Annotated in this window: 13 protein-coding genes and 1 pseudogene; 7 read left to right on the plus strand and 7 right to left on the minus strand. The window is 59.9% G+C overall.

Annotated elements, in window-relative coordinates; genetic code table 11:
- Positions 1-36 precede the first annotated feature (36 nt).
- The 4 genes from M1D55_RS16505 to M1D55_RS16520 all read left to right on the plus strand — a co-directional run bounded on the left by M1D55_RS16505 (position 37) and on the right by M1D55_RS16520 (position 2,528).
- Complete coding sequence (locus M1D55_RS16505; protein WP_456282633.1) at positions 37-519, plus strand: DUF3304 domain-containing protein; 483 nt, start codon at positions 37-39, stop codon at positions 517-519.
- 129 nt (positions 520-648) lie between these two features.
- On the plus strand, positions 649-1,239 hold the full coding sequence (locus M1D55_RS16510; RefSeq protein WP_456282634.1) for a hypothetical protein: 591 nt from the start codon (positions 649-651) through the stop codon (positions 1,237-1,239).
- Positions 1,240-1,289: 50 nt separating this feature from the next.
- Positions 1,290-1,883, plus strand: a complete 594-nt coding sequence (locus tag M1D55_RS16515; RefSeq protein ID WP_456282635.1) for a hypothetical protein — start codon at positions 1,290-1,292, stop codon at positions 1,881-1,883.
- Positions 1,884-1,940: 57 nt separating this feature from the next.
- A complete protein-coding gene (locus M1D55_RS16520; RefSeq protein ID WP_456282636.1) occupies positions 1,941-2,528 on the plus strand; it encodes a hypothetical protein in 588 nt (195 codons plus the stop codon).
- 502 nt (positions 2,529-3,030) lie between these two features.
- On the opposite strand, the gene M1D55_RS16525 is transcribed toward M1D55_RS16520, so the two are convergent.
- The 3 genes and pseudogenes from M1D55_RS16525 to M1D55_RS16535 form a co-directional block, all read right to left on the minus strand.
- Complete coding sequence (locus tag M1D55_RS16525) at positions 3,031-3,534, minus strand: hypothetical protein (protein ID WP_456282637.1); 504 nt, start codon at positions 3,532-3,534, stop codon at positions 3,031-3,033.
- Between the two features lie 112 nt (positions 3,535-3,646).
- Positions 3,647-3,775, minus strand: a pseudogene (locus M1D55_RS16530) (PoNe immunity protein domain-containing protein); the annotation flags it as partial.
- Between the two features lie 27 nt (positions 3,776-3,802).
- The gene (locus M1D55_RS16535; RefSeq protein WP_456282638.1) at positions 3,803-4,120 is read right to left on the minus strand and encodes a hypothetical protein; all 318 of its coding nucleotides are present in this window, start codon (positions 4,118-4,120) and stop codon (positions 3,803-3,805) included.
- A gap of 681 nt (positions 4,121-4,801) precedes the next feature.
- Here M1D55_RS16535 and M1D55_RS16540 point away from each other — a divergent pair.
- Genes M1D55_RS16540 through M1D55_RS16550 form a run of 3 tightly spaced genes read left to right on the plus strand, consistent with a single transcriptional unit; the run spans position 4,802 to position 6,616 of the window.
- Positions 4,802-5,323, plus strand: a complete 522-nt coding sequence (locus tag M1D55_RS16540; RefSeq protein ID WP_456282639.1) for a DUF3304 domain-containing protein — start codon at positions 4,802-4,804, stop codon at positions 5,321-5,323.
- Positions 5,310-5,840, plus strand: coding sequence for a DUF3304 domain-containing protein (locus M1D55_RS16545; RefSeq protein ID WP_253281396.1), 531 nt, complete (start codon positions 5,310-5,312; stop codon positions 5,838-5,840). The genes M1D55_RS16540 and M1D55_RS16545 overlap by 14 nt, the downstream gene beginning before the upstream one ends.
- Positions 5,837-6,616 (plus strand): hypothetical protein, encoded by a 780-nt coding sequence (locus M1D55_RS16550; protein ID WP_157072066.1) that lies wholly within the window; start codon positions 5,837-5,839, stop codon positions 6,614-6,616. The genes M1D55_RS16545 and M1D55_RS16550 overlap by 4 nt, the downstream gene beginning before the upstream one ends.
- A 133-nt stretch (positions 6,617-6,749) precedes the next feature.
- Here M1D55_RS16550 and M1D55_RS16555 read toward each other — a convergent pair whose 3' ends face one another.
- From M1D55_RS16555 to M1D55_RS16570, 4 genes are all read right to left on the minus strand, one after another.
- Positions 6,750-7,358 carry a hypothetical protein gene (locus M1D55_RS16555; RefSeq protein WP_456282640.1) on the minus strand — a complete coding sequence of 203 codons (609 nt, stop codon included), beginning with the start codon at positions 7,356-7,358 and terminating at the stop codon, positions 6,750-6,752.
- Between the two features lie 5 nt (positions 7,359-7,363).
- On the minus strand, positions 7,364-9,169 hold the full coding sequence (locus M1D55_RS16560; protein WP_456282641.1) for a peptidoglycan-binding domain-containing protein: 1,806 nt from the start codon (positions 9,167-9,169) through the stop codon (positions 7,364-7,366).
- A gap of 12 nt (positions 9,170-9,181) precedes the next feature.
- Positions 9,182-12,124: a type VI secretion system tip protein TssI/VgrG gene (gene tssI, locus M1D55_RS16565; protein ID WP_456282642.1), complete on the minus strand. Its 2,943-nt coding sequence runs from the start codon at positions 12,122-12,124 to the stop codon at positions 9,182-9,184.
- Positions 12,125-12,317: 193 nt separating this feature from the next.
- Entirely contained in the window at positions 12,318-13,160 is an 843-nt protein-coding gene (locus tag M1D55_RS16570) for a PoNe immunity protein domain-containing protein (protein ID WP_064573424.1), read from the minus strand.
- Between the last annotated feature and the right edge of the window lie 47 nt (positions 13,161-13,207).

Here is a 13,207-nt window from a genome sequence, read left to right on the forward strand (position 1 = left end):
AAGCTCCATGGCGAGCAGGGGGAGCGCATCCGACGGATGGAGAAGAGCGACGGACCGGCGCTTGGCGGCGCCAGCGGCTCCACTGGAACGTACCGTACGCCGGCGAAGATGGAGGGCCTGACAATCGTCGGATACAACTACACCGACACCTATATCAGCGACTTCTGGGTCAATGGTGCAGGGGGCGGCAATATCGAGGTTTCGTCCAAGGAACACAGCTATGGTGGCGGTACTTGCTGCGCGGCAATTCCAGCCGATACCCCATTACCGCTGGGGGTTCGGATCGAATGGAAGCGCGACGGCGATGTGCCCCGCTGTCGGCAGACGGTGTTGCTCGAGGGACCGGTGCCGGCGGATCCGCGGTACTTCGAAGTGCATTTCCACCAGGACGGGAAGATCAAGGTGGCCCTGTCCGACTACCCTTCCGTGCCTCACGTACTGATCGATCGCTTCGACTACACCAAGCGCAAGGCGTCTGGCAACGTGGTCAATGACACCATGTTCGGCACATGCGGGTGAGCCCGAGCCCGCTGAAGTGCGAGATAGAAGGTGAATGAACGTGTTTCAGGGATGGCTGCGTGGGGCTGTTCCCAATCGTTGTGCCGGCTCGAAAACCAGTGAGACGACATAGTGCGCTTCGTTTCCTATATGCCTGCCGCCATGTTGGTCCTGTGCTCCGCCGCGATTGCGGACGACTTGGCCGGCTGTGGCGTCTCCATTCCGTCGAAGCGGTATGGTTTCGAGGCGCAACCGGTGCGCGCCGAAGACCTTGGTCGGTGCGCGCGCTTCTATCACTACAATGGCTCTCCGCATCATGCGCACCGGCGGCCGTGGGTTTTCTCGATCTCGGTGCTTCGCGGGGATATCGTAGAAACCATAAGACAAGTGCCGTCCAACTTTATGTCGAAGCCAGGCGGAGGAGTCGAATTCCGAATGCCAGAACCAGCGGAGCATGCGGCCACCGGCTATTCCAGTTATCCCATATCGGTCTTGCACAGCATCTCGACGATCAAAGAGGGGGTTGGATATATGGTGGTCGAGTACGACCGAAGGGTAAGCACGATCAAAACCATCTCTCCGTCCGAGGCGGTTGAAACGGAGGAAAGAGAACGATGTACCAGTGCGATAAGAAGCAATGGATCGACAACCCTGCTGATGACGGGGTGCATTCCGGCCAGTGCGGGGCGCATGGGGTTCAATGCCGTCAAGGGCCTGATCGAAAGTAGCCTGTTTCAGTGAATCCCCCTGAGCCACGGCCGCTTGTCGTCGTCAGTCGCCAACAAGTCCAGATGACCATCCGACAGTACGTCTTGATTTCCCTTCTCGTCTTTGGATGTGTGCCTGCCATTGCTGCGGCCGACTGCATCCGGATGGATCTGTTGGCCGGCGGACCAGGCATATGTGTCCCAAAGGCGCTGAAGGCGAAGCCCAACACCGCGCTGTCTTCCCGATATGCCGGTACGACGTGTGTCTCGTTCGGGCTTCCTGAAGCAGCCCAGGCTGTCGGTCTGATGTGTGTTTCTTCGAGCCAGGAATTCCTGTCGGACTTCGGCGTTATGACGGACCAGGACGGACGGCTATTTGCTGACGGCGGCCGCGGCCCGCGAGGCGTCAGTGTCGCTACCGGGTTGTCGCTGCATCCAATGGAAGTGATGGAAGATCTCAAGCTGGCACATACGGTATTCGGTGCCGTCATCGACTGCGATGAGGAGGGCGCGGCCGTGTACCGCGCCACGTCGAGCTGTCACGTGGCCGTCTCGTTTCTGCCGAAACGGCGCTTTCTGTACAGTTCCTTCGTGCTGCAGAACCATGTATCGGGGCAGGGAAAGGTCCGCATGGATGACATCGTCGGCCTATGGAGATCAGTAAGGATTTCCGAATGACGGGGGTCGCACGTGAAGCGCGTATTAGTCAGTGAAGGGAACCGGTGGCATATCGCAGTGACGCTTCACATCGCATTGATCCTGTCCCTGGCGCTCGCCAGCACAACGCTCTTTGCCGATGGCCAGCATCGCCGCTTTTCCGGCGAGTCCGTCTCCTTCGAGTTCGACGCCACACGCTACCAATCGATAACGGAGGCGGGGAGTGCTGAGCGAGGTGATGGCAGCACGCCTGCTCAGGCCTACAACCTGACATTGCATCGGCGTCATGCGATCGGAGAGAGTGATGCCGATGCGGGCACTGTCTGTCTTTTGCCTCTGAATACGTGCGCCAACAGGGGCGGCGGGGAGCTTCCCTATTGGCTTGACGAAGGCAGCGAATTGAGAGTCTTCGGTCCTACGGAACCCGTACGACGGAGAACGCTCGCCGGGCGGTTGATACTGGAAGCATTTCCCCTTTGCGGCTGGCATGATGGTAGTGATTGGATGCCATATGGCGGGCAATGTTACGTTGCAGTTCTGCCGTTGGAGAGCAAAGTTGTGAGCTTTACTTTCCTGCTGGGAAAGGCCTCTGGCTGCAAGCAGTACGAGCGCTGCTGGGCCGGCCAGTTGAGAGCGACAAGGCGAATGCTCGCGACGGTTCGATAGAGGGCGACGTGCACCTGAAGCGCTATCCAGATTGACGAACGCTATGACACAGCGACTTTCTCATTCTTTGATGTGCCTGCCGTTCCTGTTCTGCATGTCGGCCTCCCACGCTGCCACATCCGTCGTGCAGGACGATATCGCCGCTTGCATGAAGACGAAGAGTATGGCCCTGGCCTCGTGCAAGAGTGGGTGTGGCTTGATAGCGAAGAGCTGCTATGACGAGGTGGAGGATGGATATGTCTCGACGATTCATGACACGATAGCGGCCGCATCGGCTATCGCATGCCCGGTCGATCTGAGAGCCGTTTCGGAAAAATACGATGCCCTGAGAGGCGACATAGAAGGGGCCCTTGAACCAGGCTCGTGGCAGCAGCTCGATATGCGCCTGATTCTGCTTGGAAGCCAACTTGAGCTGCTGCGCGCCGTGCAACGACGGTGCGCGCACAGGTAGCGAAGAGCGCCGGCAGCCCATGGCCATCTTGCAAATTCAGTGCCCCAAGACTCAGCCGGGGCCGACGTATTCGACGTAGAACAACCACCTGCTGCCGGCAACCGGAACGCCGAATGCGCGCCCGGATGGTCTGCTCACCATCCACCGTGCGTCGTAGATGGGACGCGCGCCGCGGAGGGCTTCTTCCAGCGCGACGGTGGCGTCTTTACCAAGCCATGGCCGAACGAAGGCCCTGGGAATGGTGGCGTTGCCTCGATACGACGATTCCGCGGAAATGCGCTTCACATCAGAATCGGACAGCGTCGCCACGCCGATCACCGACACATAGTCGGTTGGGCCGATTCCGTCATCGCCTTTCTTGGATTCGGGCAACGTTACGACCTCGAATCGAACGTCGCGGGCGGGCTGTTGCAAGCGGAGATGCGTCCCGAAGGCGCTCGGATCTGCGTTGAGCCCCGGCTGCGACTCCGAGCATGCGGTAAGTGCGAATGCCAAGGCCGAGATGGTGATTCGGAGCGCGCGGAGCGGGCGCTGCGGGCGAGACAGGGTAGGCATTCTCGTATTGTCCAAGTGCTCGCCATTCCTGGTCGACTTGATACGGTGCAAGGAGTGCCCCTCCTGGGCATGAGCGCCAACAAGGGCCTACATCAGTGAATCGGCTGCTGGCCTACGTCTGTGTCCGTGCGTAGTCGACCCAGTCACGGGGGTAGAACGGCATGTCACGGTAGCCCGAGTCATCCATATTCAGCACAACGGTGGCTGCGCCGGCTTCCCAGGACCAATAACCGTAGAACGATACATCGGCATCGCCCTGCTGGTTGAATTAGGGCTCGCTTCGGCTGAGGTGGTACCAGTCCGCCAGGTACTTCGCCATAAGGGCTGGACGTGCGCCGGGATCGGCATCGAAAACAGTGATTAGCCTACGGTACGGAAGATGGCGCGTCGTGTCCGTCGGGTGCAAATTTCGGGAGCCGACGAATGACGCGGCCAATCTCTCGATAAGTCCGTCGTGTACCCCCATATCGGCGTTGCCATAGTCCAGGAAGGCCATGACACGCGGCATATCGTTGCCAAAGCCGCTGAGGATGGCGAAGCAAACCATGCGAAGGGCAACGATCCAGTATTCCTCGTCACGGGGCATGAGGTGTCACGTAGTTGTCGGCTTCTGGGCTGCGATGATACTGCTCATGGTGCAAGGCATATTCCAGGGCCCACTCGAGCGCGAAGGGCCATACCCGCGCGACGCATTGAACGTCTGTGCCGGCGGAGTATTGCATGCTCATCCAGTCCAACACATCCCAAAGACGCTGTTGAGTGGCCATCGTCAATGCGCCGACCTTCCGCCGTGCGGTGGCCTTTGGCAGGTCCACAGTGACGGTTGCCAGACCGCCCAACTTGTCGTTGAAACGCTTGTCGTAGGTTTTGAAGCGGAAGTGCGGTTCCCGCTTGCTTCTTTCAAACTGGTGCTGGGTAATTTTTGCCCGAACCAGTCTTGCCAGTCAGGTTGTCGTTCCGTCATCGTTTCGAATGTCAGTCAGCCTGGCTTGATTCGGATCGGCATTCCAATGCAGGGATATGTTGGACGACGGCGGCAGTGCCATTGAGCCGTCACCTACGCATTCTCCGGCACGGCTCGGACGCGAGTCCAAGATATCCGGCGTTTGGATATGACCGATTGGCATTGTCCGGCCATGCACCCCAATCTTGAAGATGCGTTTGCCCAACAGCCAACGGCCTTGCGAGATCCGAGCAGGCCGTCGCTATTCAGAGAGGCTATGATAGCCATACGTCCCGTCGGTATCTACCCACCCTTAGGTCTAACATGGTTAGGATTCTTTCCGCTGTTCTAATCGCCGTCTTCGTGTTGTCCGGCTGTAAAAGACATGCCGAGGAGGAAGACGAAGGCTGGGGGCTGAAGCTATCCATTCTGAACTACACGGACATGCCGTTGGGCGTTGTCTATGTCAATGGAGTCTGGGCGGGTGGCATGGGAAGTTGGGCCGGGGGGACTAGTTTCGCTGGAAGCGTAGGTGTTCCTGCCAAATGGAAACCCGGCATGACGATGACCGTTGAGTGGCGGGACGAAGCGCTTTATCAGAAAGACAAGAATGCGCTCCATAGGGCTGAAGTAGAGGTGGAGCCATATACGGAGGATTATCCGAGCGTTCTTTGGATTGCTTTTTTTCCGGACGGAAAAGTACGACTTTTCCCTTCGAGATACTCGCCAGGGCCGCGAGCCCCTGAGCCACTAAGGTTGTCGCCCGGTGAAATCTGTGCAAAAAATGAGGCGTGTGCGAAGAAATATATTTTGCGCGAAGGTTATCAACCACATGGAACAAGTTGACGTTCCCAGCGCACTTGTGTTTATCAATGTCGCGCGGCGATCGAGTAAAAATAGGTCAGTACGTCGCGTTGCGAAGGTAGTTGTCTTCGCGATATCAATGTGGATGTTGTCCGCATGCGAGAGCGAAGTGGTCGGCACCAACATCGTCGGCTACAACCATACGGATAAGGATATCGGGCACTTTACAGTCGATGGGAAAGGAGGCACCTATCTTGGTGCACACGAAGGCGGAGGCGGCTTCGTATGCTGCGTGGCGGTGCCAGAATCATGGAGACCAGACCTCGCAGTGAAGATCGGTTGGACCGACGAGCATGACAAGAACTACCGGGAACGCGTAGTGCCTGTGCCGAGATACGACGAAGTCGGGCACTTCGCCGTTCACTTTCTTCGGAACGGCGAGATCAAGGTGTTCGTGACGATGTATGCCTTATGGTCGCCGCACTATCCCCTGAAAGGCTCCGATGCGCAGCTTCGGCATGGTATCGATCCCAGTGGGCCCGGAGGAAAGGAGAGATGATGATGCGGAAAAGCCGGCGCAAGACGGGCTCCGACATTCCTCTCTCCGGCGCCTGCAGTGGTACCTGCGCATCGGCAGGCATGTCCCCTTTGACAGTAGAAGTGTTGTTGTCTGCTTTCCTCGGCCTTTTATCGCCCGGCCTAGGCATAGCGGAGGCCTTTGTTAACCCGAGCTTTGCGCTCCGGTCGGATGGTCGAGAAGTGGCGATACAAGACGGCAATGGCAAAACGCTTGTCTGCAAGCTTGGGTTCAAGGCTGACAGTGCTGAGCCGTCGTCCGATGGTGCTGCGCTCATTGTCTCGGACACTGAGTATGTCTTGATGGAGGACTTGTCTCGGTGCGAACAAGCTCGTCCATCGAAGAAGAGCATTCCAGCGGCGGCAGGAACATTGATTGATCTAAATATCAACAAGGGTATCTATCTGTCCATAGATCCCATCTCAACAACGCCGCCAAGTTTTCTTGCGACAATCGCGCGAATAGGAACCTCGCGCAATCTTGTTGACATCCCGGGGGCCTATGTTCCGTCAATGCCATTGGAGGAGCTTCAGAAGTACGGTTTTGCATATGATGGCGCCCGTGCCAAGGGAAGGCTATCGGCAGATGGACACTTCGCGTCTCCCAACGGTGAGATGGATTGCGGACCTGATAGCTACCCCGGGGTATGGGACATCGGTGCAAACCGCAAGGTTGTGGCGCCTGCGGACGTTCAGGAGCATGGCGCCGAAGGTATTGCCGATTGGTGTCGCCTGCTGTTCTCGCGGAAGCCAAGGTAAGAAGTCTTGGGAGCCACGGGAGCGACAAGCGACGATCGATGCGCGCAGCTAAGGCTCGGGATAGTGGTGAAGCGGAAGGTTCCGGCCTCGGCAGAGGTGAACGGGGTCCCGAAAGAGTTGCAGTTTCACGCCCTTAGTGCGCCGGACCGATGAGAGCCGACGATGGAAGGGAGAGCTCCTTATCGGTGCAGTACTGGCTCAACTCCGGGTCCCCATCGGGCGGGCCGTAAAAGAATGCCTTCCTGTCAAATCTAAGCCGAAAGAAGCGTGTCCGCACCCGCTCGAGTTTCTCGTCATAGCACGCGCGGCTGGCCCTCAGATCACTGAACTGCTGTGGCTTGGCACGGCGTATTGGCTTCAGATCCGTGAGCATTTCATCGGCTACCTGAAGGAAAGTCTTGTCCTTGCACTGGACGAATGCCATCAAATGAACCACCTCATGTAGCCCGTATGCCGATCGAAAGTCCTTTACGATGACGTCAGGAAGACCATCGTTGTTCAGGTCGGGACGCGAGTGCAAGTACGTTTTTCCCTGTGTGTACGAATAGAAACAATCCACGTCGTCCTCACCGGGGAAGCACACGGAGACGGCTCCGTCATCACGAAACTTGATGTCGAAAATGCGGTCGTCAGCAGCCTTGTTGCAGAACCGCTGAATTCCTTCGCTTGAATGGAGACTTCCGGCCTCCGTCAGCGCTACCACGGACGCCGCGGCAGCCATCACGATGATTTTCTTTAGCATCAATGTCACAGTCCTGTGGTGTCCAACACGAAGGAGTGTCGCGCTTCTGAAAGCGGTCCCAACTCGTGGTTCAGGGAGTACTTGCGGATCTCCCGTCCGGCGTATGCCGGCCAGGATGCAAGAGCTTTCTGGCTATCGGTGATCGCGGTCGCATCCGTCAATAGTTGTCGGCTCAGGGCCTTCTCGTGCAGATCGGTCCAACGATTCAGCGGTAGTGCCCAATCGATACTTGGGTTCGCCTGTATTGCCTTATGCAGGGAGTCCCCTACCGCGTTGCCGGCCACGTGTGCGGGACGAAAGATGTGCCAACGTAGCACGATCGCGATAGCTTTCTCCGAGGTGAGGACCGTTCCGAGGGCGCCCTTTATCTGCTGGGTTCCTGTTCTTGCCTGCACTGGAATAGCGAGGATGTCTCTTAATCGGAGCCGTACCATATCCCACATCGAGCTACGAACGCCCGGTACACATCGGCCTGCCATCACCCACCGGTAGAACCAGTGCCACGTCTTGTAGTAATTCGCCTCTGGTAGCTGGCGGCTGACTTCCGCGAGTCTGCCGAGATTGTCCGGCGCCTCGGCGGGACTTGTGACGGGCGCGTGCTGGCGAATCCAGCCGGCATACTTGCGCTGGCCAGCGTTCCATAGCGCTCCCTGGTTGCTCCGTACCCACGCGGCGGACGGATAGAGCCCGAAATTGCCGAAGGCCGTAATGTAGTCGGATCGATGGTGATGTAGCACATAGGCGAGGAACCCGGCCAGCTCGCCATTGTGGTAGCCCTTGGCTGGCAGGACGCCAAATGTCCAATGACACGGCCCGATAGAAACAAGAGCGTCGTCGTATGCGTTGACGGAGTCGAACGCTGCCAGGCACTCCTGCTCGGCCGTGGCTCTGACTACCCTGTACGTCGATGCCGTGGCACACCGCGGGTCCGCCTGTAGTGCCGCCAACGTTCTTCCCTCGATTAAGCGTTCCGGAGTCATTTCGCTTTCGGGCCAGCAGTGCGCTGGCACAGTGCTGACGGGGCCGCCGTAGCCCTTGTAGTTGGTGTAGCTGCCAAGTGGTTGGTAATGGTCGTCCCGTTGCGTGCTGGGATAGCAGTAGTAGCGCGTGAAGTCTCGAAAGAACATTCGGGTGTGGGTCTCCCACCGGGGTCCGCTTTTTACGCCTACGTGCGTGATCTCATCGTGTCGCCAGATGTTTATCCCTTTGACAAACGGTCGGGTACGAGCCTGCGTTCGGGCGTCCACCGTCCACGCCTCAATGACCACAGGGCAACGGTAGTTGTGGTGCACCCAGTGGTCCAGGGCATCCCGAGTCGTTTGGTTGACGACTCCCGATATCGGACCTGTGTATCTGCAGGTGTTGGGGACGCGGGACAGCGTCGCAACATAGAGTGACTCTGCCGGACTCGGGTCATCGCGCATTCCTAGCGATGCAACATCATGCGCGTGCTCGGCCAACGGCGTGCCGAGTTGGCTCGCGGGAAGGAGACTTCGAAGTCGTGCTGCACTGAATTGCGCGACATGCGACATCCCCGCATAGATCTGGAATTCGCGTACTGCCCACTCTGTATAACGGTCGAAGTAGCCGCTGGGTACGCCCACGACACCGAACCCGAGGGATCGAAGATCGCGCTGCAGTTGTTGCACGTATTGGGGTACGACGAGCGTCGCCCCACCCTGATCTTGAGGCGTCTCGCCGGTGGACGGAGAGATAGGTGGGTCAACGAGCCCGCCCCAACGCGGCGGGCGGTTGTCTCGAACGACGCCATCGTGATCGTCGCGCTGAAGGTCGAAGTTGCCGTATCGCATGGGGGCCGAGAGTCAGATGTCATGCTGGGCGCTAAGCGACGTCAGCGCATCCGCATGTAGGCCGGAGGAAGAGGGCATCTTGACCGTCTCATGGAACGCCCGCAGTGCCGCCCGGGTTCTTTGGCCGCAGACTCCGTCGAGATTGCCATCATAGAAGCCGAGATTTTTTAGTCGGGACTGGATGCCGCGGTGATCCTTCGTATCGGCCTGCACGCGTAGATCCAATGTCCATTGCCACGGCCTGTGTTGATGGTCGAACGGATGAATTGTCAGCGTGGCGGTTTTCGTGCCTGGCACCATGGGATGCGCTATGACTCCGCTGGCCGGGACATTTCCTTCGAAGATCTGGAATCCCAGGCACAGCACATAGGGCTTGCCGACTGTGGATTCCGCTTCGTATGGCCGGGTGATGCGGACAGCGAAGTACCCGGGCGGGGCCACGGTGGCTGAGGTCGAATGGGGAGGGATTGTTGGGTTGCCATCCGACGCGGCGAACGCATGTTGAGTCGCTTTGACTTCGAGCAGGCCTGACGTCTCGAAGGTAATCGCATTCCCCTCCAACCGGATTGCCGAATCGGCTCCATGCAGCACGACGGTGTTTCTCGCCAGAATCTCGACCGCCTCATTGGAAGACGTCACCACCACTTCCTTGTCCGCCAAAATCGACATCGCGCCGCCATGCGCCTGCACCGACAGCGGTCCGTTAGCGGCAACGGCCTTCAAGCCATTACGCTGCACGAACAGCGACACGCCTTGGGCCGCTGCCATCGCGATGGTCTTGCCGGCGGTCAGCTGCCAGTCCGATTGCACGGTGCCGTGCAGGTGTCGGCCCGAATAGACCGCAGTGGTTTCCTGACTGGCGACCGCGATGGAAGTTGGCGCCTCCGCCACCAACAGCGGCTCGGCAAATCGCTCAACCGGCTTGCCGTCCGGCTGCTTGGCGTCCTGGCCGTTGACAGTGTCGGCGTAGTGCCCGTCCTGCTCAGGCTCGACCATCGTCAGCAGTGGTTCGAACAGCTCGTTAGCAGCCAGGGACAGGGCGGTCTGCGTCTGCGCGGCGGTCGACAGGCGGTCGGCGGTGCGTTGCGCGCCCTTGAGCAGCGCGATCGCCTCGGGCATGCCCATCACGGTGCCGGTGGCGCGCGGACGAGCGGTGGTCGATAGCAGTAGGCCTTGGCCGGCGCGCACCACCGCCCACGCATCGCTGCGCAGCTCAGCCCCGGTGCCCCGCCACGGTCCGCGCTGCGCATCCTGCGGGTCCTGAGCGACCAGATAGCCCAGATTCAATTGGGTCTGCGCCGCGGAGCTGGCCAGCCGCATGCGCAGCCGGCCCTTGAAGTCGTCGACGACCCACTGGTTATAACCATCGCCGCCCAGGCCGCGGGTATGCCAGCCGGACAGCATCGCAGCGAGCGGCTTGTCGTCGTTGGCCCAGGGCGGGGTGTCCTGCTCGTTGTGCAGCTGCATCGCGGCCAGCGGCCGGTCGATGTCGCCGTCGAGGAAGGTCAGCAGCAGTTCGGTGCCGACGCGCGGCAGGTGGTGCGTGCCCCAGTTGGGGCCCGCCATGGCGCCGGCGACGCGGACCCAGGCGGTGACCTGGGTCAGGTCATCAGAGCCGGGATCGGTGAAGGCCGCGGCTTGGCCCGCCTGGCCGGTTTGGTCAGCCGGGGCAGGGGCCCGCAGCCACGGAAAGCGAACGCGCACGCGATGATCGCGATCGGTGTGAAGGGGCGTCTCGCCCTCGGCAATGACGATCGCGGTCTGGCCTTCCGGGGCGGTCGGCTTGGCGCGGAAGCGCGGCACGATCGGGGCATCGGCCCGCACCGCTTCGAGCGTATTGCGATAGCCGCCAGCCTCGACCTCGGTGGTGCCGAGCAGCTTGGCGACATCGGCGCCGAGGTTGTTGGCCGCCGCGTGGCGCACCGACAGCGCGACGAACTCGTCGCCGTCAGCTGCGAAATGTTCGGTCAGGGCAAAGCGCTGGCCTGCGCCCAGCTGGCGCACCGTGCCGGCACCGTCGAAGCGGACAAAGCCGCTTTCCTCGGCCTGCATGCGCAGTTGTGCCGCGCGATCTGCCGTCGCCGCATCGGGATAGCGATAAGGCCCATGCGCATCGAACGCTTCGAGCGTCGGCCATTCGCCAGGCACCGCCGCGGCATTGGCCTGCGCCGAGGCGGCGGTCAGCGTCTTGTAGTCCCAGGACGAGACGGTGACGGCATTGGGTCCGATGCTGTGCCGCGTGGACCAGACCGTCATCGTGTCCGATTCCTCGGTCATGTCGGCACGATGGAAGCGGATGCTTGATTGGGGGCAGGGTGGGCGTTCGGCATCGTTGTCGAACACCACCAGCTTGTGGCGAGCCTGGCTGCCTTCTGGTTTGTCGTCTTCGCCCTGCAGGTGCTCGAAGCGATACGACAGGCCTTCCTCGGTCAGTAGCCGCTGCACAAAGTCGAAATCGCTCTCGCGGTACTGCGCGCAAATCGAGCGGCGGCGCAGCGGTTGCGAGACGGAGAACTGGAAGTTGGCGGCCGGATAGTCGCGGAACACTTCCTCGACGATCTCCTGCACGGTCTTGTCCTGATAGACGTAGCAGTCGACGCGGCCGCGCAGGCGTTCGAGCCATGGTGCCACGGTGAGCCGGTAGCGCGCCAGCCCGCCGTCGCCACCCATTGCCGCGCAATCGACGACGAAGCCGTGCCAGGCGCGGTAGCGGCCGTCGGCCAGCATCAGCCGCAGCGTGATTTCCTGGCGCGCCAGTTCGACCGTATCGAGATGCGCGGACGGCGACAGGCAGTCGATCTCGATGGCGAAGGAGTTGGATACGGCTTCGATTGCGGAGAAGCGTTCGACGATGAGGCTGACGCCGGCCAGCGCCGTTTCCAACGCGATCAGTCGGCTGCTCTGGCGCAGCAGAGCAACGATGAGATGAACCGGAACAAAAGGGGCGGGCGTCATGATCCGTAGTCCCATGCTTACCAAAGTCCTTGCGGCGAACGGGTTGCGTTAAGGATGGTGGCATGGTGCTACGGACGGACCTTAGAAAGCTTTACGGCTTGATACGACGTTCATTGAGGGGCCGATACCTACAGTCTTGGGCCGGATTGATCGAGATCCTTCTGCCGGATCACCGTTCCATCGGTACTGGCTCTCACCGCCGGGCGAAGGCTGTCGAGGTGTCCTCATCCGCTTGTAGCCTTACGTTTGCTTTGGCCCAGGCAACCAGATCCATCGGATAGTAGGGAAAAGAGTGTAGGGCGCTATCGTCCTCAATGCCCAGTAATAGGGCGGCTGCTCCTGCCTCAAATGACCAGTACCCGAAGTAACCGGCCTGGCCTTTGGACTTGTGGGTGTTGTGCCACGGAGCGCCGGCAAGATCCCTGTACCAACGTCCAAGAAACCTGTGCAGGTCCTTTAGCGCCGCTTCATTATCATCCGTCGACATCGCGTCCGCCAAGGACTCGAACGGCTTCGGCGCCAGCAGGGTATCGCATGCATACCTGTCCATGGGAGCGTACGCCAGGAGCTCCTCGATGAGGAAATCCATGCCAGCGTTTGCCTTGTCCTGGCCGTCAAGCAAAGCTGCGATTCTTGGAAGCACGTCTCGCCGGTCGAGCAGATAACACAGACCGATCAACGCAACGCATGGGCAATAGCCATCGAACGATCCGATATCCAACCCTATGGCGTTTGGATTTCGCTCATATTTGCGCAGTTGCTCAGTGGCCGCCTCATGCGCAGTGACGACGGCATCCAAGTCGGCGCGTAGCGAATGGATCGGTTCGCCTGCCGTGTACTTCAGTGACAGGTACTCATAGCGGATACGCGCAATGGACTGAAGTGAAAGAGTCCATCCCTCTGCCTCGGAGTCCGCTGCGCCCGAAGGCCCGCTTGCATGCATCGAGAGAACTTCGGGTATGTCGATCACCTCCTGCAGCCAGTGCTGCTCGCTGAGGAAGTCCTGCCGTCGTCGTTCAGAGAAAGAGAGGCTCATGTTGTTTACACTCTATTGCCGTCGGCCCTTGCTTCCGATTCTGTGTC

The sequence above is a fragment of the Cupriavidus sp. JZ107 genome (assembly GCF_053903255.1).

Bases quoted from the DNA above. Each gene is read 5' to 3' on its own strand.
- M1D55_RS16570 (WP_064573424.1), bottom strand. From the start codon at position 13,160: ATGAGCCTCTCTTTCTCTGAACGACGACGGCAGGACTTCCTCAGCGAG.
- M1D55_RS16525 (WP_456282637.1), bottom strand. From the start codon at position 3,534: ATGCCTACCCTGTCTCGCCCGCAGCGCCCGCTCCGCGCGCTCCGAATC.
- M1D55_RS16545 (WP_253281396.1), top strand. From the start codon at position 5,310: ATGGAACAAGTTGACGTTCCCAGCGCACTTGTGTTTATCAATGTCGCG.
- M1D55_RS16510 (WP_456282634.1), top strand. From the start codon at position 649: ATGCCTGCCGCCATGTTGGTCCTGTGCTCCGCCGCGATTGCGGACGAC.
- tssI (WP_456282642.1), bottom strand. From the start codon at position 12,124: ATGACGCCCGCCCCTTTTGTTCCGGTTCATCTCATCGTTGCTCTGCTG.
- M1D55_RS16540 (WP_456282639.1), top strand. From the start codon at position 4,802: ATGGTTAGGATTCTTTCCGCTGTTCTAATCGCCGTCTTCGTGTTGTCC.
- M1D55_RS16515 (WP_456282635.1), top strand. From the start codon at position 1,290: ATGACCATCCGACAGTACGTCTTGATTTCCCTTCTCGTCTTTGGATGT.
- M1D55_RS16505 (WP_456282633.1), top strand. From the start codon at position 37: ATGGAGAAGAGCGACGGACCGGCGCTTGGCGGCGCCAGCGGCTCCACT.
- M1D55_RS16560 (WP_456282641.1), bottom strand. From the start codon at position 9,169: ATGCGATACGGCAACTTCGACCTTCAGCGCGACGATCACGATGGCGTC.
- M1D55_RS16550 (WP_157072066.1), top strand. From the start codon at position 5,837: ATGATGATGCGGAAAAGCCGGCGCAAGACGGGCTCCGACATTCCTCTC.
- M1D55_RS16555 (WP_456282640.1), bottom strand. From the start codon at position 7,358: ATGCTAAAGAAAATCATCGTGATGGCTGCCGCGGCGTCCGTGGTAGCG.
- M1D55_RS16535 (WP_456282638.1), bottom strand. From the start codon at position 4,120: ATGCCCCGTGACGAGGAATACTGGATCGTTGCCCTTCGCATGGTTTGC.